Here is a 20,098-nt window from a genome sequence, read left to right on the forward strand (position 1 = left end):
TCTGATAGGGAGGAGGCTCAATGATTATCAAAAAGCCTTGGTCTTATAAAACAGACCAAGGCTTTCATCTAAACTACGATGTTAAGAAACCCGTTAGCTAGAATTAATAGCAACGAATTACGCGCCTTTTAACAAACTTGAAAAATCTTGATTCTTAACAATTTTTCCGATTAAGTTTTGAACCGCGGGCATTAGTGCTTGTGCAGTCTGATTACACGCAGTTTCCCCATAGAAACTACTTGTGAAAGAATAACTCTCTGAGACAGATATTTCATTACCGTTTGAAGACTTTATGGTCATTGCAATATCCCAGCTACCAGAAGCCGATGAAAAATCTATTGAATCTAAAGTTCCAGTTAACGTGATTGGGGCAGAAGAGTCATGTACACCAGCCATCGTAAGCTCATCAATCAGTGCTTTCCTAATAAAATTCTCGAAAGTTTGGCCATCCGGGGTTTTTATTGGTCCTACACCTCTGCACATTATGCTTGTCTTACTCTCTCCGACAGTATCAAACAGCCCTACATTGACGTTAGAACCAGCCACGTTTTTAAGCGAAGTGATGTTATCAACAGAAACTGCATATCGATTTACTGAGTAAGTAGAGCAACCTGTCACCCCGATAAGAAGCGCTGTGATTATTCCTATTTTTTTATCATTTTTATTTCCTGTTTCTTCTTGTTCTACTAACAATCACAAGCCTAAGGATTGTTAGCCATTCTAACGATACTTTTGGTAATTTCGCATGCGCACCGTCATGATTTAGTCTGCCACACACGATTATCGTTTTGTACGAAAATTTGTATCGCATTGTAATTTTGAGCGCGACGCTGACGAGAATCTACCTGATGAGAAGCATAATTTTTCCATAACATTTTGTGAGTTAACTTTAGATAAGCTCTGCCAAATACTGATAGTGTTTATCTATCACGAATAATCAGTTACATTTCATTGATTTAGCGATATTGTTAAAACATAATTGATACAGTATAACATTACCATTAATTAAAGGAGTTAGCGTCATGTTTACAGAAGAGATGGTACATACAGCCCTTCAGACTTGGTGCGACAATGTTGTTGCGGTGGGAAAAGTACACGCTGAAGGTGGCGATGCGAAGGCGTTCGCATCAAAGGTTTTATCTGAAAACTACGATTATGATAATGGCAAGGTGCTATTTAAGCCTACCTTAACGTTTGGTGCTCAAACATTTCGCCCAACAAAAGAAGGGGCGCTTTCATACTTCGTAGGTGGCAATAGCGACTACCCCAACGACAATGGGTTCAAGCTTAAGCCTTGGGTAAAGGTTTGGTATAGCAAGGAAGATTTCATATTGAACGGCGAGTTAGCCATTGTTCAATGCAACGTACATTTTATTGGTGCAGACGACAGCCATATTTTTGTGAACAAGAGCTTTGTCTTCAAGCAATGCGACGACGGTAAAATTAGAATTATCCTTCACCAATCTTCGTTACCTTATCAGCCATAAGCGTTAGGAATAGCTCTAATGGCACAGGCTTGACGCCTTTAAGTGTCAAAAAACACGAGGCACGGTAAAAGTCGTGCCTCGTTTTATTCTAAAGATGCTGTAACGCTGTAAATAAGTAACCGTCTAGTTTCAAAAGCTTGGCTCAGGATAAAGCCCAAGTTCAGTCGAGTCAGGCTAGGTACGGCTATTCAACGCAAGGCGCTTCTACTGCGTCTTAAGCGCGTCCTTCATCGCTTCCAAGTTAGATTCAAATGGCTTCCACTGCCCCATCCCCGTTTTGTAAATAGGCTGACGAACCTGCTCTGAACTTGGAGTTTTGATTATCCGCTTGGTTTTATGAAACGCTAAGCATGCCTCTTCAAACTCTAAACCGCAGAACGCCAGAATACGCTTGACCTGCCCTTCTAAATCGTCGAGCACATCTTCGTGCTGCACCGTTAATATGTCGCCGGGCATCAGCGTATGCCAATGTGACATCAACTTTTCATACGCATTGTAGTATCGGCCAATATCACTTAGCGAGTAGCTAAACTCCTGCCCTTCCCCAAATAGTTGTTTGTACCCACTAAAACAGCAATCCATTGGATCCCTTCGCGCGTCAATAATTTTAGCGTTAGGCAGTATCTTTTTAATAAGCCCAATATGAATGAAATTGTTGGGCATTTTGTCAATAAATAACGGTGCGCCTTGGCGATATGCACGGGTCTGCTGAATATATTGCTCACCAAGTTTCGCCAGCGTTTCTTCACTCAATGCTGAAACATTAAACGGATATGGCGTAGATTGGTGACTGAGCGAAGATGCTATACCCAGAATGTCATGCAGCTCCATGGTTCCGTCGACATTAGAGTGCGACGCTAGGATTTGCTCAAGCAGTGTAGAGCCAGCACGTGGAAGGCCGACAATAAAAATAGGATCTGGCGCTTGGCAACCCTGTGTTTTTTTGAAATCGTCTTGACTAAAAGCCTGTTGCTGAGCATCTAATGCTTGCTCGGTTTTCCCAATATCGAATTGAAGCGTACTGCGTTTAAGCGCATTACCTTGCTGGTAATACGCAAAGGCCTTGTCATACTGAGCGTTATCTTCAAACCCTTTTCCGAGCGCAAAACAAATATGAATTTTATCGTCTAAGTTAATTGCATCATTGCTGGCTTGCTCAGTCATTTGCTTAAGCATCTTGTCACTAAACTTATACGTCTTCGTATTCGCCAAGCTCCAATAGGCATCACCATAGTCGCGGGCAAAATCTACCGCTTTTTCGTAAGCATTAACCGCATCGGCAGTATCGCCTTTGGCTTTTAGTGCATGACCCAACGACACCCAAACTTTAGGTCTATCTGGCGTTTGTTCTAGTATGCCATGGTAAATATCTATCGCTTCATCTAATTGCCCTACACCAACAAGTGCATGGGCAAGACTGGTTTTAATAACAAAACTGTCTGGGCTTCTTGAAAGTCTTTGTCGCGCAACGTTTACGGCCTCGGGAAACTTACCCAACTTTGAAAGCACGTTTTGATAAGCTAGCGCCGCTCGCTCGTTGTCCGGGTATAATTCCACACAACTTTCCAACAAAAATTCTGCATCACTGTACACCTTCAACTGCATACCAATTTCAGCCAACAACATCATAGCTTCAGGGTGATGCTTCTGTTTAGCCAAAAATTGGCGGCACACTTGCTCTGCCGCAGCGAACTGCTTTTCGTACATAAGGTCGTAGGCACCCAGAATTGGCGGAGGAAGAGACTGCAAATGCGCAATCTGATTTGATGCCATTTGTTCAGCGGTAGCGTCGCGATGATTTTGATAGATTAAGAGCAACTTTTTCCAACTGCTTATAAGAGCGGGGTTAAAATGCGTTGCTTTAAAGAACGCACTTGCTGCGTTTTGCTGGTCTCCAACAGCTTCATGACAGTAAGCAAGCTCTTGGTATCCCCTGCCGTAATCTGGGCGAAGAGATAGAAGAGTGTCGATAGCCTTAAAAGCATCGCTATGTTGGTTCGAGAGCCTGTAAGTGACGGCGGCCAAATAAAGTACTTCTGCTTCTTGCTGCTCATTTAGCGACAAGGGCAATAAATCTTGAATATACGATTTCGCAGTTGATAACTGACCGCGTTGAAGCGCTTGTTTAATAGCGCGAACTTGATGTTGAAAATCTTCTGTTGTCATAGCCTTCGTTATAATTCTTGGTAGCGCAGGTGATAATTGGCGAAAGCCAAAAGGGTATGTATTTAATACTACCGAATTTTTCTAAGATAAGTAATGAAAACGGCAGGCCTAGGCCTGCCGTTCAATGCACTGTGTACAATCTACTTCTTCGTTTACGACAAACGACTATTAATAGTAATCGTAAGAGAAGCGAAGACCTATAGTACGAGGGCGATTAGTCACAACCTTAGGCGTATACTGCTGTGTATCAATGTTCAAGATTGCTGATTTGTCGAAAACGTTGTCAACGAATGCTTCAACTTTCCAGTTTTGATACGTCATCCCCACAGATACATTTCCAATCACGTAACTTTCCTGAATGTAGCGGCCACCGCGAATTGTTTCACCATCTGCACCTGGGTACGTTGCACCTTTAAACTCGTCACCCTCATCTTTAATTTTCAGACCCGAGCCCGTGCCATAAATCAATCGAGTTGCATCTTCCATGGCATAAGCGTTCATCACCATGCCAGCAAGACGGTCGCCGGTGTAGGTAAGTGATGCATTAACATACCCTTCTTTACCGCCATCTAACTCAAAGAAATAACGTGCGCTAATGTTACCTGAGAAATCAGCAGAGTACGGAAGCTCACTGCCTACGCCAGCCGCAATACCTTCTAGTTCAGGGTTAATACTAACCAGTTCAGTATCCAGTACGCTAAATGCTGCGTTAATGACTAGGTTATCTGTCGCTAACCAAGTAATATCTGCATCAATCCCTTTAACTTCTGCATCACCAACATTATCGGTAAAGACTAAGAAACTAATATTCGCAGGATCGAAACGCGACGTTTGCAAGTCGCTGATTTCTGAATAGTAACCAGTAGCATTAACACGCAAAATACCGTCTAAGAAGTCACCTTTCAGGCCAATTTCGTAGTTATCCAGCGTATCTGTTGTTGAGTAAACCGGAACACGGAAATCCGCAAACGCCCCAGTGTCATTTGCCGCTGCGTCACCGCCTAGTCTGTTTGTTACTGGTGGACGGAAGCCTTCTGAATAGTTCGCGAAAAGCAATACGTTTTCATTTACTTTCCAGTCGAGGCCGAATTTGAAGATGGTATCGTCAACCGTGAGTACTCCGTCACCGTCTAGTAAGCCAATTTCCAATGAACCATCTTGGATAGCATCGACAACACCTTGGCCGTCAAGACCCAAACCATCATAAACGGCGGGATCTAGCACGCCTTGACCATAGGCTTCTAAACGGCTTGTTACGTCGCGTGTTGATGTAGCGCCGCGATAAATATCGTCAATTTGATACCAGCGCGCACCAATGGTAGCGGTAAGCGTATCAGTAATTTCATAGCCTAGCTGACCAAATACTGCGATCTGCTCGATAGTGTGCGTAACGTCGTTTACAAAGCTAATTTCAGGAGAGAAAGGGCCACCATCGCTGTTAATTCCACGGTCACCCGCCAGCGCATTCCATGAACTTGCAAGGTTCTCAAAGATTTCAGGGCTTGCGATTTTAAACTGGCCTACTGAGCCTACTTCCTGTTCGTCATAAAACACACCCGCCGTCAGCTGCCATGGTGTATCCATCGTTGTGCTGAAACGTAGTTCGTGGGTTAAGCGAGTGCTAGTAGTGTCTTCTTTGTAGTATTTACTTGGATCGAGGCAGCGGGCGTCATCTGGATTATCTGGCGTTTCATAGTGCGTACACACATAGTACGCGGAAAATAAGCCGCCGTTGGTGTAGCCGGTGTAATCGGTAAGCGTGTCTATTTCACGATCAAGGTAACCACCGGTATACACCACATCTAGTTTTTCCAAACGACCATTTAGGGTCCATGTGGTTAAGCCAAATTCGTCAGAGTTTTCATCGCTTTGAAAGCGAATTGCCGAGCTTTCGCCTTCCACCGTTGGGTCGTAGGCAAACACACCTTCAGTATCAAGTGTTTGTTGAGTGTGTTGAACCAGAACATCCCAATCTTCGTTGATAATGTAAGACAACCCGAATCGCGCCCCTGAGTAGACCGCGTCATTAAAGTTATCTTCAACATGTTCGCTGTTTCTTGGCGACACAACGGCGGCTTCACTGCGGGTAAAACCATTAATTTCACGACGTGCATCCATCGCAGCCGGATCGATGCCCTGTTTCTGCAATGCATTTCCAGAAATACGATCAATAACTACTGCACTTCCAATGTAACCACCATTTCCTGGCTCATTTTCAATGTTGTCAATCCAACCGCCCTGACTTTCATTGTAGGCAGCCACACGCAGCGCAAGATTGTCAGTTGGAGTAACGTTGAAATACGCCTCCACCGTGTTACTCATATCTCCGCCTTTTGTGGTAGAAAGACTGGTATCGAAGCCTGCAGCAAAACCAGAATGATCTGGCTTGTTTGTAATTAGGCGAACTGTACCTGCCTGAGAACTCGCACCAAATAACGTACCTTGCGGCCCAGGTAGAACCTCTACACGCTCAACGTCGGTAGCAAAAATATCTAAGTTTCGGCCAGCCATAGAAACAGGCATTTCATCAAGATAGAAAGCCACTGAGGGCTGAAGTGCTTGAACAGATGACAGGGTAATGCTTGATTGCGTGGTCGCCGCACCACGAATGTATATTTCGTTCTGCCCTGGACCTGTACCTTGGAATACCACATTCGGTAAAAACTCTACGTAGTCTTGGAAGTTATCAATACCGAGGTTTTCTAATGCTTTTCCATCTAACGCAGAGACTGCGACAGGGACATCTTGGATTGATTCACTTCTTTTCGTGGCGGTAACTTCTATGGTTTCAAGTTTAGCGGGCGCTTTAGTTTCTTGCGCAGCCAGAGAGGTGGATGCCAGTGCAGCGATGATTGCACAGCTAAGCTGAGTTTTTCGCATTTGTGTGTGTTTCCTTCAATTGTTTTTTTATTCTTCGGACAGTGTTTACTTAAAACACATATCAAAAAGATCATATATTACGATACACAATCTATTAATTATTTCTACTCTAACGATTAATAATTAACCAAAAACACCTAAAACCTAGCAGAAAGTCTAATTTTTATCGTAAAAACAACTGCAAAGAAAAGACTTCAGTTTTACTCACTGACCAAATACATACAAATCAAATAATTTCATCTGATGTTTATAAAAAATGCTCCATGCGGTATATTTCTGCGTATAAACCGAAATTTATAAAAGGTGAAAGGAATTTACTGCGTGATTGAGAACGAAAATAAATCTCCACTCAACAAGCCGGTGTTTATTACATCGTCAGCTTTAATCCTATGTTTACTTATCTTCGCTGCTGGTACTCCTGAAACAGCAGACGCGCTTTTCCAAAAGCTTCAGAGCGCAATTGTGACCAACGGTAGTTGGTTTTATGTATTTACTGTCGCAGTAATTGTGGTGTTTGTTGTTTTCCTCGGCATGTCACGCTACGGCGAAATTAAGTTAGGCCCAGATCACGCAAGCCCCGAATTTAGCTTTGGGACTTGGCTTAGTATGTTGTTTGCAGCAGGAATGGGAATTGGGCTTATGTTCTTTGGCGTTGCCGAGCCCTTAATGCACTTTTTAGCGCCCCCCACTGCACAGGCTGAAAGTATTGATGCTGTTCGCGAAGCAATGAAAACCACATTTTTCCATTGGGGTGTTCATGCTTGGGCAATTTATGCGGTAGTGGCGCTGATTTTGGGCTATTTTGCGTACCGTCAAAACTTACCTCTTACACTGCGTTCTGCTTTATATCCATTAATTGGTGACCGGATTTACGGCTGGCCTGGGCACGTGGTTGATATATTCGCGGTTACATCAACGGTGTTTGGTGTATCGACGTCGCTAGGCTTTGGCGCTTCGCAAGTAAATGCGGGGTTTAACTATTTATTTGGTCTACCGTCAAATACTGGTGTTCAAATAGCTATAATGGCAGGCGTTGTTGGTTTAGCCGTAATTTCTGTAACTACTGGCCTGGAAAAAGGCATACGCCGTCTGTCAGAAACCAATATGGTTTTAGCCTTACTGCTACTTTTAATTGTTCTTGTTTTAGGCCCAACCGTATTTTTACTACAAGCGTTTATGCAAAACACAGGGGCTTATCTGTCTGATTTAGTGCGCAACACATTTAACCTGTTCGCCTATGAGAAAACAGATTGGATTGGTGGCTGGACCATCTTCTACTGGGGTTGGTGGTTAGCATGGGCACCATTTGTTGGCCTGTTTATCGCGCGTATCTCTTACGGTAGAACCATTCGTGAATTTGTAATGGGCGTACTGCTTATTCCATCAGCATTTACACTATTTTGGATGACCGTATTCGGCAACGCCGCTATTGATCAGGTGTTAGTACAAGGTAAAGACGTACTTGCACAAATGGTAAATGAAGACACCTCAGTGGCACTGTTTGTATTTTTAGAGCAGTTCCCTTTCGCTTCAGTACTAAGCCTTATAGCAGTATTGATGGTCATTGTGTTCTTTGTAACCTCATGTGATTCGGGTGCCATGGTTGTCGATATGCTGTGTTCACACGGTGAAAACAATACGCCGTTGTGGCAACGAGTATACTGGGCTGTTGGCGTTGGTGTGGTGAGTTCAGTGCTGCTTTACGCTGGTGGGCTTGGCGCGCTGCAAACTATGACGATTGCCGCCGCACTGCCATTTGCTATTGTACTGCTTATCGCCATATCGGGACTATTGAAAGCCCTTCGTATAGAGGCGTACAAACGTGAAAGTTTACAAGTACTAACGGGTACACCGCAGCATAACGACTCTGACAAAAACTGGAAAGAACGCCTTGAAAATATTGTGACCTTTCCAGATGAAACTGCCGTTCGTCGTTACATCAACAAAGTGGTGAAGCCTGCGCTAACAGAAGTAAGCGAGGAGTTTAAAGCGCAGCAATTCGAAATAAAAATTGAAGATACCGACGAAGCACTCGTATTAACCGTTGATATGGGCAATGACCCTGAGTTCATTTATGCTGTGCATCCTGTATCGACAGAACAGCCTGAATTTGGTCCAAGTGACACACCAGCACTGGACGAAAACAAAAAGGCCACGTACTATCGCGCCGAAGTGCACCTTAGTGAAGGTGGTCAGAACTATGATATTATGGGCTGGTCGAAGATTTCGGTCATAAATGACGTCATCGATCACTATCATAAGCACCAACATTTTATTCATTTGCTTAAGTAACCGCTGGGTTACGCATTTGTTGGAAGTAACATGCGAAAAGAAGAAGAACTATTAGTGGCACTACGGCGCGTAATACGCGCTGTAGACCTACGCAGCAAGCAGCTAAGTAAACATGTGGGTTTAACAGGCCCACAGTTATTGGTAATGCAAAATATTGAAGAGCGCCCAGGTATAATGGTGCGCGAAATAGCAGAGAATATTAACCTAAGCCCTGCAACCATCACGAATATTCTAGATAGACTAGAATCACGAGACTTAGCTACGCGCATAAGAAGTACGCAAGATAAACGAAAAGTGGGCGTGTTCTTAACCGAGCGCGGGAAAGAAGCAGTGGTTGACGCACCTCGTCCGCTTCAAGAGCACTTTGTGGAGCGCTTTTCACAGCTAAAAGAGTGGGAGCAAAGCCAAATGGTCGCTACTGTTCAGCGTATTGCTAGCATGATGGACGCTGAAGATATTGATGCCTCGCCTTTCTTGGAACTAGGCAGCATTTCAGAAAAAAGCTAATAGCCTTTGTCTTCTTTAAAAAAATGGCCTTCACTTGAAGGCCATTTTAGTATCTATCTTTGGCGCTGGCGTAGAAGCGCTCAGCTGACTGCTATGACTTCGCCTTAAGTGGATTTACCTTTCCACCTGTGATTTTGTCAGCGCGCCCTTCCTCTTTCGCTTTCTCAGCACGGCGTTTTCGAATTTCTTTAGGGTCCGCAATAAGCGGGCGGTAAATTTCAATACGATCGCCATCGGTAAGCCTGTCGCGTAGCTTAACCACGCGGCTCCAAATACCCACTTTTGTTGCTTTTAAGTCGATTTCGGGAAACTGCTCAAGCACGTTAGACGCGTTTATCCCTTCTTCTACCGTCGCATTTTCATGAATAGCAACATCAATGATAGTTTGCTTGGTGGGCAACGCGTAGGCCACCTCAATATTGATGAGCTTATTACTCATGCGTATACGCTCCGCGCTCGGTCTGTAAACGCTGCAACCATACTGCTGGCTAAGCTGTTGAACACTTTACCAAAAGCCATTTCAGCTAACTTATTGCTAAATTCAAACTCTAGGTTTAATTCAATTTTACAGGCTTCCTCTGATAATGCTGAAAATGTCCAACCACCGGTAAGCGACCGGAACGGACCATCGACCAGCTGCATTTGAATACTTTTACCTGGCTCTAACACATTGTGCGTTGTAAACCATTGCTTGATACCAGCTTTCGCCACTAATAATGACGCTTTCATGCTTTGCGATGAAGTGTCGAGGATTTTGCTATCGGTACAGCCTGGCAAAAACTCTGGGTAGGAAGCTACATCGTTGACTAAGTTAAACATGGCTTCTGCGCTATGGGCTACCAGCGCGCTTCTATGAATACTTGGCATTGATTCCACTACAATTAAAACTCTTGGCCGCATTGTATCACAGAATATTTGGTTCGCTTGTATTCGGTTTTGAACCAAATGCCCCAATATAAGATAACAATGACAACTAAAGACATTCCTTCGAACAATCAGTATAATAGCCAGCATGAAAAAGAATAAAGCCAACAAAAACACCACAGGAAATATCGCGCAGAATAAAAAAGCGCGTCACGACTATTTCCTAGAAGACAAGTTCGAAGGCGGACTTGAGCTTCAAGGGTGGGAAATTAAAAGTATTCGTGCCGGTAAAGTGAACATTACCGATGCGTACATTATTATCCAGAATGCCGAAGCGTATCTGGTAGGGTGTAGAATTAGTCCGCTGAATCAAGCCTCTACCCACGTTATCGCTGCTCCAGAGCGTGCTCGCAAATTGTTGCTGAACAAACGAGAAATTGACCGCTTAATGGGTGCGCGAGACCGCCAAGGTTATTCAATCGTTGCCACGTCTATGTATTGGAAAAAGTGTTGGGTGAAACTAGAAATTCACCTAGCAAAAGGTAAGCACGCCCATGACAAGCGTGACACCATTAAAGACAAAGATTGGCAACGTCAAAAAGAACGAATGATGAAACACAGCGTTTAACGCTGTGTTTTGATTTGGGCTGCCAAAAAAGAAGTGTAATAGGTTTAACCTACGTCTCGTTTCGTCATTTTCTTGCGATGTAGCATATCAAGAATCAGACTCCACAGCGGTGACGGGTTTCTTAAGGTGGTTAGGTTATTCCCAAGGCGTCTAAGTTGTCTTCGCACCATGGCCATATTCGCAAGGCTTGCAAGCGATTTATCTTTCCATGAGCAGTGTGGAATTATGCCCGAATACGCCCATTCTTGTTGCCACTTTTTAGCTAAGTCGGGCGTAGTAGCAAGGGCGCTGGCTAATCCAACAAGGGCACAGCCCTGCTCAATTACTTCCTCTGCTACCTCTGCCCTTTTTATACCACCAGTTGTCATAAGCGGAATATCAGTTTTACTTACCAGTGCCTGCGCAAATTCCAAGAAGTACGCTTCTCTGGCCAGCGTGGTGTCGTCACGAGTTTGCCCTTGCATGGCAGGCGCTTCATAACTGCCTCCAGACAGTTCTACAACATCAACACCCAAGGCTTCCAAGCGATTTACCACCTCACAGGCATCATCAAAAGAAAAACCATTTTTCTGAAAGTCAGCAGAGTTAAGCTTTACCATAACTATAAAGTCTTTAGCGCAAACCGCTCGAACCTGACTGACTATGTTTATCAGCAAGCGGGCGCGATTAATAATAGAACCGCCCCACTCGTCTTGACGCTGATTAGTAAGCGGAGACAAAAACTGCGTAAGCAAATAACCGTGAGCGGCGTGAATTTCAACGCCATCGAACCCGGCTTTTTCAGCTTGCTTAGCAGTTTGAACGAAACGTTTGCACACATCGTGAATGTCTTGGCAGGTCATTTCTCGTGGTTGAGCAAACAGCTTGGAGTGTTTACCCATATCAAGCGGTACAGCAGAAGGCGCAATAGCTTTGCCTTTCATCGCTTTAAATACCTGTCGACCAGGGTGATTAATCTGCATTATGGCTAAAGCGCCATTAGACTTAATGATTTTTGCCCACTTTTGAAACGGTGCGATGTCGGTATCTTTTTCTAGTGCAACGCCACCTGGCCCTGTCATGGCGCCTTTATCCACCATAACGTTGCCTGTGATCACCATGCCTAAATTGCCGTGGGCCCAATATCGATAGAGTGAGTACAAAGACTCTCCGGGAATGTTTCCCATACTCGACATATTTTCTTCCATAGCAGCTTTAACAAGACGGTTTCGCGCTGTTACGCCACATGGCAAGGTATACGGAGAATACAATATGGAATCTGAAGACATTTACACTACAAGCCTTTTAATTATGCTCACGTACTTTAATGGTTCTTGCTACTAATTGCATCATTACATCAGCACTATTTCCTTAAAAATTCGCTAAAGTAATCAAATAAAAAGCGCTAATTTATTTTATAAATTGCGTTTCTTGCACAGCCCTTGTGCGCTCGGCACTTGAATTTTACTCAAGCATCCTCATATCTATGGTAGTTCAATAATACTCAATGTTTGTGTGTTGCTGTTTAAGCAAAGCTTCAACTGAGGGCTACACAGGTAAGCTTTTGAAAAACTAGATGTTATTTTTGGTTGATTTATAGCCAAACCCTTAAAATTTATAGTAATTTTCAAAAGAATGTATTTCACCATGTAACAATTGTGCTATTATTGAAAATCACACTCGGGGCTGATTAGGATTCGACAGGATCTAGGAAGCCGGAGGTGCATGCAGAGGAGCGGTTTGCCTCTTAAAAAGCCGCATTTAAATAGTCGCAAACGACGAAACATACGCACTAGCCGCTTAATAACCGGCATAGGCCCTTCCACCCTAGTCTTTTCCTGCTAGCGGGGATTCGGAAGGTCATCCAAGTAGGATAGCGAGGGAACCTTGTCTAAGGGTGAACCGCGAAACAGTATTAGGCCAGCTGCAAGGAAATCCTGTTTGTCGGAGTTCCAAGCAGTTAAATAAATGACAAACTAAGCATGTAGTACCAAAGGTAGACATTTTCTGGACGCGGGTTCAAATCCCGCCAGCTCCACCAATTTCAAAGGCTTGCCACTCGGCAAGCCTTTTTCGTTTCAGCTTCCGAAATTTGTAAATTGTTTCTAATTAAGACAAAACATAAGCTACCCAAATAAAAGCTATTCCCATCTAGATTGTTATATTATAACATTGCAGCACAATTCTAATGTATAGCTTCTCCAAACAATGCAAACAAATTCAGTGATATGCGCGGATGCGCTTACCGTGCGTGTTGACGATCGCACGCTTCTAGACAATCTCAATTTTAATGTAGGAAAAGGCGAAGTATTTGCACTTTTAGGTGGAAATGGCGCAGGTAAATCCACCACCCTTAAAACTTTTTTAGGGCTTATGAAGGCAAGTAGCGGTAGCGCCACTGTATTAGGGCATAATGCCTCTACCCAGCCAAACCAAGTTCAAAAGTCTGTTGCCTACTTACCCGAATCTGTCACCTTATATGGCCATCTTTCTGGCGTAGAAAACATTCGTTATTTCTTGTCAGTAGCTGGAGTCGATAAGTCTGACGACGATATGTTCGCCGCACTTCGCAAGGTCGCACTTCAAGAAGATTCGTGGAATAAGGCGCTATCTAATTATTCAAAAGGCATGCGTCAGAAGACCGCAATTGCTTTGGCGCTACTGCGCAATGCGCCTGTACTGTTCTTAGACGAACCCACATCAGGGCTAGATCCAGCAGCCATCGATGAATTTAACGCGCTAGTGTCAGAGCTGGCAGCGGGTGGCGCTACTATTTTTATGGTTACCCACGACGTGTACGGTGCCTGCCAAGTTGCCCATCGAATTGTGCTTTTAAGTAATGGCAAATTAACCGGTTCTTTCGAGCGTGCAGGCGATACGCCAATAGATACTGAAGCCGTTCACGCAGCATTTGCAGGGCGTAATGTATGATACTGAATGTTGCTAAAATCATTTGTGCAGAACAGTGGCGCTATTGGATGCGAACAAAAGTAGCTGCGACCGTTTTATTGCTAGGCGCTATGCTTACCATAGCTGCACTGATAGTTAACGCCTTTCACATCGATGAGGCTGCTCACACCAGAGACCACCTTCAAACAGAAGCTGAACAACGCTTTGAGGCACAGCCCGATAAGCACCCTCATCGCATGGTGCATTATGGTCATTATGTATTTCGTGCCCCCACTCCACTGAGCGTAATTGAACCGGGTGTCGATACCTACACAGGGAACGCTATATTTTTAGAAGGGCACCGCCAAAACAGTGCGATGTTCGCCGAGCAGCGCCAATCCGCAGGGCTTACACGCTTTAGTAGTTTAACACCCAGCTTTTTAGCTTTGGTTCTTGCACCTTTATTTATCATTCTAATTGGCTACGGCAGCGTGTCACGTGAACGCGAAGCCGGCACGCTAACCTTATTACTTTCTCAAGGCACCACCCGTTGGCAATTGCTCTTAGGGAAGCTTCTGGCGCTCGTAACCGCTAGCAGCCTATTTTTACTCCCGCTACTGCTTGCCTGTCTTTATGTCGCGTTTTCAAACGAAAGTGCACTTGTTGTAATACTCTTTTGCCTTAGTTATGTGGTTTACTTTTTACTATGGGCCACGGTAGTCACTGCGTGCTCGGCCATATTTGAGAAAAGCAGCGTTAGCTTCACCGTACTTGTTGTCATTTGGATGAGCGCTTGTGTGTTGCTTCCTCGTTTAGGGAGCAGCGTTGCCACAAACGTTGCCCCTTCAATGGGAAAACTTGAAGCCGATTTCAAAGTGGAAGAAAAACTTAGAAGTTTAGGTGACGGTCATGACGTTAACGATCCTGCATTCAAAAAGCTAAAAGAAGATTTACTAGCTAAATACAATGTGGATTCAGTTGACGACTTACCCGTTAATTTCAGGGGCATTGTTGCCCAGTACTCCGAAGGTCGACAAGCCAAAGTGCTTAATGAGTTTGCTGAAACCCGCATGACCGAAGAGTTGGAACAAGCCCAAATAGCACGGCAGTTTGGCTGGCTTTCGCCTACGGTTGCGGTGCGCTCTATTTCTACGATCCTTGCGGGAACTAGCCTCGAGACACACCACCGCTTTTTAAGGGAAGCGGAAACGCTAAGACTTGAGTTTGTTCAGGGTTTGAACAAGGTTCACGCTGAAAAACTCGATTACAAGTTAGATATGAACCGCAACGCCAGTGAAGAAGCAGCAGACAAAGCTGTGGTTGGCGCAGATAACTGGGCGATCTTAGCAGAGTTTGATTTTAAACCAGAAGCAGGAAGCACACGCATTAGTAACGCATTGATTTATTTTACTCAGCTGTTGCTTTGGATGGGACTTACCGCACTACTTTTTCAAGCTGCAGTTAGGAGATTAAATCCATGATCCGTTTTAATGATATTAAACGAGAAGCGGGTTTCGTATTTGGTCATCGTCAGATAAAACTAACGCTTTTGGTCGTGTTTCTTTTAAGCTCGGTGTCGTTGTGGTCTGGCTATTCGGAAATGCAAGAGCAGCAAGCCACTATAGAGCGCTTGTTAGATAAAGATGAAACAGAGCGCAACGCTGTCCTTACTCACCAATCTAATTATGGCATGGTAGCCTATTACGCCTTTCATTTGACCTATGCCCCGCCCTCGCCGTTGGCGTTTGCTGCCGTAGGAGAGCGCGATGTGTTTCCGTGGAAGCACCGTATTAGCATGCTAGCGCTAGAAGGTCAGATTTATGAAAGCGATACAGACAATCCGGAGCTTGCTTTCCTAGGGCGTTTTGACTTTGCTTTCGTTACCAGTGTGCTGTTGCCTCTGTTTATCATTTTGCTCCTTTACGACTTAAAAGCGAAGGAACGCGAAGCCCGCCGTTTTGACTTACTTAATGTAACCGCACGCAATTCGCATGCTATTTGGTCATCACGCGTATTGGTAACCCTGGTGCCCTTGGCACTAGTTACACTTATTCCGTTTATTGCCTTTAGTGTAGTGAATGGCGCGTCTGTGTTTCAAACAGTAACGGTTTGTACCATCGTCATTGGCAGCATAATTGTTTGGAGCGCTATTGTGCTTGCTATAGGTGCTGCTAAGCGTTTTGCCAATTTCAGCGCCACGCACCTAGCTTCAATCATGTTAGGCGTATGGCTTGTCACAACGGTTATTGTGCCAGTTACCGGGCACACCATAATTAATGCGTCGGTCGATACACCTGAGGGCGGCGACATTGTGCTCACGCAGCGAGAAGCCGTTAATAGTGCATGGGACAAACCTGTTGAACAAACATGGGAAGCGTTTATTGAAACTCACCCACAGTGGGCGGATAAAACCGACTTTGATCCACAACGAGACAGTTCATTTAATTGGAAGTGGTATTACGCATTTCAACAAGTTGGCGACCAAACGGCAAAGGAACTTTCAGAGGCTTATCAAGCCGCCACCTTACGCAAAGATAAAATTGCAAGCTATGTTGCTCTGCTATCCCCGTCTTTGTTAACGCAACGCTTATTAACGAGTGCTGCTGATACCGATGTTAAAGCCATGGTTAACTACGAAAATAATGTTCGCGAGTTTCATGCGTCGTTGCGCAAATTCTACTATCATCACTTGTTTGAAGCCCCGGAGTTTTCATCGGCCAGTTTTAAACAGCTACCTCAATTTTCACCAAAAATAAGAAAGACACAGGAAAACACTAATGAAGACTAGTTGGGTAAAATCTACCCTCGCCCTTTCTATCGCAACGCTTTTGAATGCGCCTGCAAATGCGCAAAATACTGATATTCAATCGGAAGCGGATGTAGAGAAAATTACGGTGCATGGTATGCACCGTGCGTATCAAGGGGCATTTGAATATAAAGAAGTGCCGGCAGCAGCGCAGGATATCGACCTTGGTCTCATCAATGATGCAGGCGCTATAAACCTTAACGACGCTTTAGACCTGTCCGCTTCGGTAGCAAGGCAAAATAACTTTGGTGGCCTTTGGAACAGCTTTGCTATTCGTGGTTTTTCAGGTGACGAAAACTTACCTAGCGGGTTTCTGGTAAACGGTTTTAATGCAGGACGCGGATTTGGCGGACCTCGTGATCTCTCTGGCATTGATCATGTTGAAGTATTAAAAGGCCCTAAAGCTGCGCTGTTTGGTCGCGGTGAACCAGGTGGAGCGGTAAACCTTGTTACAAAGCGCCCCCAGTTTCGTCAAGGTGGTGAAATTAAAGCAACTTACGGAAGCTGGTCGCAGAAGCGCATTGAGGCTGATGTACAATCGGTTGCAGGCAGTACTGAAAATGTAGGTGTACGCTTAGTAGGCTTTTATGAAGATGCTGAAAGTTTCCGCGATACAGTAGAAACTGAGCGTTTTGGCTTTTATCCATCGGTTACGTGGGAAGCATCAGCAGACACCACGGTTACGTACGAACTCGAATACACCGAGCAAAAAATTCCTTTCGACCGTGGCGTAGTGGCCATCGATGGTAAGTTGGGCCATCAGCCAATTGAAACCTTTACTGGCGATCCTAATGGCGACACCATCGATACGGAAGTGGTTGGTCATCAAATTGAGATTTCTCATAAACTTGCTGACGAATGGAACCTGCTTTTGGGTGCTGGCTTACGCGATACTACTTTCGAGGGTAATGCATTAGAAAACAACTTTGGTGGTCGCCAAACGTTATTTATCGATCCTAATCAAGCCTTGTTGTCTCGTTTTAAGCGCTACCGTAATTTCCAAACCGATTACTTCGTTTTACGCGGCGAAATAGCGGGACAATTCGATACTGGGTCGCTATCACATCGCGTGATTATTGGTGCTGACTACGATAAGTTTGAAAATGACCAGATTATTCTGCGCTATCGCCCGCCATTCTTTTCAAGCGATACTGACATTAACGACTTGGACTTAGAACAGTACTTAGTGGTCGATATTTTTAATCCGGATTACTCACCACTTCCAGATGTGGAATTGTCTGATAACTTGGACCGTTTTGAAGTTCAGGAAGCGTGGGGTATCTATTTCCAAGACCAAATCAACATCACTGATAATTTTCAAGTTAGGCTGGGTGGTCGCTTCGATAAGTTCGAGCAGGAAATTGATAATCGCCTGGCGTCACCTGTAAGTACCACTTCACAAGACGACACACGCTTTTCTCCACAAGTGGGTGCTGTTTATCTGTTTGATGACACCACAAGTGTGTACGCAACTTACGGTGAAGGTTTCCGTCAGCTGACGGGGTCGGATTTCGCCGGAAACCCGTTTGAACCTAACGAATCGAAATCTGCGGAAATTGGTGTTAAAGCCGACCTCACATCAATGTTTAATAATATACGGGGTGATATCACCTTCGCCGTGTTTAATATCGAGCAAAGTAACATCCTTGTTTATGATGATAGCCCTGAGGCGTCTGACGGCTTCTTCTTAACCCCTGCTGGCGAAGCCCGTAGCCGTGGTGTTGAGTTAGACATTAATGCTGAATTTGAAAATGATATTTCGCTTTGGGTGTCGTACACCTTCGTAGATGCTGAAAGTACAAACGATGCGGCGGATGCTAACTTTGTTGCAGCCATTGAATCTGGCGATCCTTTAATTAACGTTCCAGAAAACCAATTGAGCATTCAGTTGAGCAAGGGACTTACATTTGCTGATATGCCAGTACGTATCGGTTCAGGGCTGTTGTATGTTGATGAGCGCTTAGGTCAAACCGCTACCGACTTCTACTTACCAAGCTACACCACGGTTCGTGCGTTTGCTGAAATAGAGCCTATAGAAAACTTGTCAGTTAAAGTTGCAGTAGATAACCTGTTTGATGAAGAGTTTTATACTAACTCTTTCGCAGATGTGTGGGTTGAACCTGGCGCGCCTCAGCGCTTTAGGCTTACCGCCGCCTATCGCTATTAAGGTTTAAGGAGAGGCTTTTAAAGCCTCTCCGTTTATGATGTTCAGGTGTTGTTTTAACTAAATTAGGCGTTGTCACACGGCGGCCATTCACTCTCTTTTAATATTTGATTTTGAATAAGACGTTGACGCTTACTTTCAATAACCTGTTTTAATTCATCTCTAATTAATCTTACCGCTGGCGTAATAAGATGCCGGCTAGGCAGCATGAGCCACATTTCAGTTAGCGGTACGTGGTAACCAGTCAAAATACGCTGCAGCTTTGTGCTCAGTAAATCCCCCGCAACGTCTATACATGACTTTTTAGCTATCCCCTCTCCATCTACGCACCAGCGCCGAACAATATCACCGTCATTCACAGCGCGATTACTGTTCACTTTCACTTTAACTCTCTCGCCCTCGTTGATAAGTTCCCACGTATTGTGGGTTTGGTCGTAGAGCTTATAAAGAAGTGCGTTGTGCTGCGCTAAATCAGTCAAAGTTGTAGGCTCACCGTTTCTTTCTAAATAATCGGGAGACGCGCAAATCACATGCGGAATATTGCACACTTTAAAACCATACATCTGCGATTCTTTAACCGCTTCTTTTGTCATGGCTCTAAGTGCTACATCTACACCATCGCGGTAGAAGTCCACCCGACTGTCGCTCACATGTAATCGCAATGAAAGTTCTGGGTTTTCGCGTTGCACTTTATTTAGCAGTTCACGCATTAAGTTGCGACCCATTTCCGAAGACATCGCCATGCGAAGCTCACCATGAATACTCTGCTTCTGCTCTGTTACTAATGCAAGGCCCTGCTGTAAGGTGTCGAGTGCCTGCTTTGCCATCGGCAAATACTGCTCTCCTTCAGGTGACAATCGAATTTTGCGTGTACTTCGCACAAATAGCGCTACGCCAAGCTGCTCTTCTAAACGTTTAACCGCCATACTTGCAGCAGATGAGCTAATATCAAGTTTTATCGCAGCAGTGGTTATCGAGCCCACTTCAGCCACCTTTACGAACACAGACAGGTCTTCGGTTTTCATACTTCCCTCAACGTTTATTTCACTCTTTTGATTTCATGGCAAGAAAGACAAAGCAAAATGGAGCACCTCTATTATCCACATTTTCAGGAAAGTCTTTATTGATTTTGGTCGTTTATGAGACTTATTCGAAATAATAGACTGTGCCTGTCTGTTAAATAAAGCCTACGACCAACAATTAGGAGGTTTGAATGAAACCAACGAACCGAAACAAACTGACAGTAGCATCGCTATTATTGAGCACCTGTTTTCTTCTTGTACCTGGCGCACACGCAAAAGACAAAGTTATTGCAGCTAAAGATGTCGAATGGGGTTACTTGAACCCAGCCCGTGGCGACAAAAGCCCCGGGGCAGCAGACTTGTGGGGAGACCGAACAAAAGACACGGCAACGGGGATGTTAGTGCGATTTAACA

General features: G+C 44.5%; 16 protein-coding genes and 1 other RNA gene. 10 read left to right on the forward strand and 7 right to left on the reverse strand.

Annotation, left to right across the window (positions count from 1 at the left end; all coding sequences use genetic code 11):
* Positions 1-117: 117 nt before the first annotated feature.
* Positions 118-693: a hypothetical protein gene (locus ACFI6J_RS19840; RefSeq protein WP_348671039.1), complete on the reverse strand. Its 576-nt coding sequence runs from the start codon at positions 691-693 to the stop codon at positions 118-120.
* A 329-nt stretch (positions 694-1,022) separates the two neighbouring features.
* Here ACFI6J_RS19840 and ACFI6J_RS19845 point away from each other — a divergent pair, with 329 nt between their 5' ends.
* Positions 1,023-1,487 carry a hypothetical protein gene (locus ACFI6J_RS19845; RefSeq protein WP_069944203.1) on the forward strand — a complete coding sequence of 155 codons (465 nt, stop codon included), beginning with the start codon at positions 1,023-1,025 and terminating at the stop codon, positions 1,485-1,487.
* Positions 1,488-1,691: 204 nt separating this feature from the next.
* On the opposite strand, the gene ACFI6J_RS19850 is transcribed toward ACFI6J_RS19845, so the two are convergent.
* Together ACFI6J_RS19850 and ACFI6J_RS19855 are read right to left on the reverse strand one after the other, a co-directional pair.
* On the reverse strand, positions 1,692-3,653 hold the full coding sequence (locus ACFI6J_RS19850; protein WP_348671037.1) for a sulfotransferase: 1,962 nt from the start codon (positions 3,651-3,653) through the stop codon (positions 1,692-1,694).
* A 168-nt stretch (positions 3,654-3,821) separates the two neighbouring features.
* Positions 3,822-6,533, reverse strand: coding sequence for a TonB-dependent receptor (locus ACFI6J_RS19855; RefSeq protein WP_348671036.1), 2,712 nt, complete (start codon positions 6,531-6,533; stop codon positions 3,822-3,824).
* A gap of 321 nt (positions 6,534-6,854) precedes the next feature.
* Between ACFI6J_RS19855 and ACFI6J_RS19860 the strand changes: the two genes are divergently transcribed.
* Together ACFI6J_RS19860 and ACFI6J_RS19865 are read left to right on the forward strand one after the other, a co-directional pair.
* Complete coding sequence (locus ACFI6J_RS19860; RefSeq protein ID WP_039229500.1) at positions 6,855-8,825, forward strand: BCCT family transporter; 1,971 nt, start codon at positions 6,855-6,857, stop codon at positions 8,823-8,825.
* 30 nt (positions 8,826-8,855) lie between these two features.
* On the forward strand, positions 8,856-9,332 hold the full coding sequence (locus tag ACFI6J_RS19865; RefSeq protein WP_012518305.1) for a MarR family winged helix-turn-helix transcriptional regulator: 477 nt from the start codon (positions 8,856-8,858) through the stop codon (positions 9,330-9,332).
* Positions 9,333-9,423: 91 nt separating this feature from the next.
* Here ACFI6J_RS19865 and ACFI6J_RS19870 read toward each other — a convergent pair whose 3' ends face one another.
* Positions 9,424-9,771: an RnfH family protein gene (locus tag ACFI6J_RS19870; protein ID WP_202942688.1), complete on the reverse strand. Its 348-nt coding sequence runs from the start codon at positions 9,769-9,771 to the stop codon at positions 9,424-9,426.
* Positions 9,768-10,199 (reverse strand): type II toxin-antitoxin system RatA family toxin, encoded by a 432-nt coding sequence (locus tag ACFI6J_RS19875; protein WP_202942716.1) that lies wholly within the window; start codon positions 10,197-10,199, stop codon positions 9,768-9,770. The genes ACFI6J_RS19870 and ACFI6J_RS19875 overlap by 4 nt, the downstream gene beginning before the upstream one ends.
* Before the next feature lie 145 nt (positions 10,200-10,344).
* On the opposite strand from ACFI6J_RS19875, the gene smpB reads away from it, so the two are divergent.
* Complete coding sequence (gene smpB, locus ACFI6J_RS19880; RefSeq protein ID WP_348671113.1) at positions 10,345-10,824, forward strand: SsrA-binding protein SmpB; 480 nt, start codon at positions 10,345-10,347, stop codon at positions 10,822-10,824.
* 44 nt (positions 10,825-10,868) lie between these two features.
* Here smpB and ACFI6J_RS19885 read toward each other — a convergent pair whose 3' ends face one another.
* Entirely contained in the window at positions 10,869-12,092 is a 1,224-nt protein-coding gene (locus ACFI6J_RS19885) for an NADH:flavin oxidoreductase/NADH oxidase family protein (protein WP_348671112.1), read from the reverse strand.
* Between the two features lie 393 nt (positions 12,093-12,485).
* Between ACFI6J_RS19885 and ssrA the strand changes: the two genes are divergently transcribed.
* The 5 genes from ssrA to ACFI6J_RS19910 all read left to right on the forward strand — a co-directional run bounded on the left by ssrA (position 12,486) and on the right by ACFI6J_RS19910 (position 18,665).
* Positions 12,486-12,844: a transfer-messenger RNA gene (ssrA, locus tag ACFI6J_RS19890) on the forward strand.
* 167 nt (positions 12,845-13,011) lie between these two features.
* On the forward strand, positions 13,012-13,734 hold the full coding sequence (locus tag ACFI6J_RS19895) for an ABC transporter ATP-binding protein (RefSeq protein ID WP_014979182.1): 723 nt from the start codon (positions 13,012-13,014) through the stop codon (positions 13,732-13,734).
* A complete protein-coding gene (locus ACFI6J_RS19900) occupies positions 13,731-15,173 on the forward strand; it encodes a DUF3526 domain-containing protein (protein WP_348671070.1) in 1,443 nt (480 codons plus the stop codon). Before ACFI6J_RS19895 ends, ACFI6J_RS19900 begins: the two co-directional genes overlap by 4 nt.
* Complete coding sequence (locus ACFI6J_RS19905) at positions 15,170-16,480, forward strand: DUF3526 domain-containing protein (RefSeq protein ID WP_348671071.1); 1,311 nt, start codon at positions 15,170-15,172, stop codon at positions 16,478-16,480. Before ACFI6J_RS19900 ends, ACFI6J_RS19905 begins: the two co-directional genes overlap by 4 nt.
* Positions 16,470-18,665 carry a TonB-dependent siderophore receptor gene (locus ACFI6J_RS19910; RefSeq protein ID WP_348671072.1) on the forward strand — a complete coding sequence of 732 codons (2,196 nt, stop codon included), beginning with the start codon at positions 16,470-16,472 and terminating at the stop codon, positions 18,663-18,665. Before ACFI6J_RS19905 ends, ACFI6J_RS19910 begins: the two co-directional genes overlap by 11 nt.
* A 62-nt stretch (positions 18,666-18,727) precedes the next feature.
* On the opposite strand, the gene ACFI6J_RS19915 is transcribed toward ACFI6J_RS19910, so the two are convergent.
* The gene (locus tag ACFI6J_RS19915) at positions 18,728-19,687 is read right to left on the reverse strand and encodes a LysR family transcriptional regulator (protein WP_110288041.1); all 960 of its coding nucleotides are present in this window, start codon (positions 19,685-19,687) and stop codon (positions 18,728-18,730) included.
* A gap of 188 nt (positions 19,688-19,875) precedes the next feature.
* Between ACFI6J_RS19915 and ACFI6J_RS19920 the strand changes: the two genes are divergently transcribed.
* On the forward strand, positions 19,876-20,098 hold a 223-nt coding region (locus ACFI6J_RS19920; RefSeq protein WP_462586349.1), incomplete at its 3' end, for a DUF4437 domain-containing protein.

Source organism: Alteromonas sp. G4i13 (assembly GCF_054960505.1).

Coding starts and splice junctions, on each gene's coding strand:
- ACFI6J_RS19845 (WP_069944203.1), top strand. CDS start 1,023: ATGTTTACAGAAGAGATGGTACATACAGCCCTTCAGACTTGGTGCGAC.
- ACFI6J_RS19850 (WP_348671037.1), bottom strand. CDS start 3,653: ATGACAACAGAAGATTTTCAACATCAAGTTCGCGCTATTAAACAAGCG.
- ACFI6J_RS19855 (WP_348671036.1), bottom strand. CDS start 6,533: ATGCGAAAAACTCAGCTTAGCTGTGCAATCATCGCTGCACTGGCATCC.
- ACFI6J_RS19865 (WP_012518305.1), top strand. CDS start 8,856: ATGCGAAAAGAAGAAGAACTATTAGTGGCACTACGGCGCGTAATACGC.
- ACFI6J_RS19870 (WP_202942688.1), bottom strand. CDS start 9,771: ATGAGTAATAAGCTCATCAATATTGAGGTGGCCTACGCGTTGCCCACC.
- ACFI6J_RS19875 (WP_202942716.1), bottom strand. CDS start 10,199: ATGCCAAGTATTCATAGAAGCGCGCTGGTAGCCCATAGCGCAGAAGCC.
- smpB (WP_348671113.1), top strand. CDS start 10,345: ATGAAAAAGAATAAAGCCAACAAAAACACCACAGGAAATATCGCGCAG.
- ACFI6J_RS19885 (WP_348671112.1), bottom strand. CDS start 12,092: ATGTCTTCAGATTCCATATTGTATTCTCCGTATACCTTGCCATGTGGC.
- ACFI6J_RS19895 (WP_014979182.1), top strand. CDS start 13,012: ATGCAAACAAATTCAGTGATATGCGCGGATGCGCTTACCGTGCGTGTT.
- ACFI6J_RS19900 (WP_348671070.1), top strand. CDS start 13,731: ATGATACTGAATGTTGCTAAAATCATTTGTGCAGAACAGTGGCGCTAT.
- ACFI6J_RS19905 (WP_348671071.1), top strand. CDS start 15,170: ATGATCCGTTTTAATGATATTAAACGAGAAGCGGGTTTCGTATTTGGT.
- ACFI6J_RS19910 (WP_348671072.1), top strand. CDS start 16,470: ATGAAGACTAGTTGGGTAAAATCTACCCTCGCCCTTTCTATCGCAACG.
- ACFI6J_RS19915 (WP_110288041.1), bottom strand. CDS start 19,687: ATGAAAACCGAAGACCTGTCTGTGTTCGTAAAGGTGGCTGAAGTGGGC.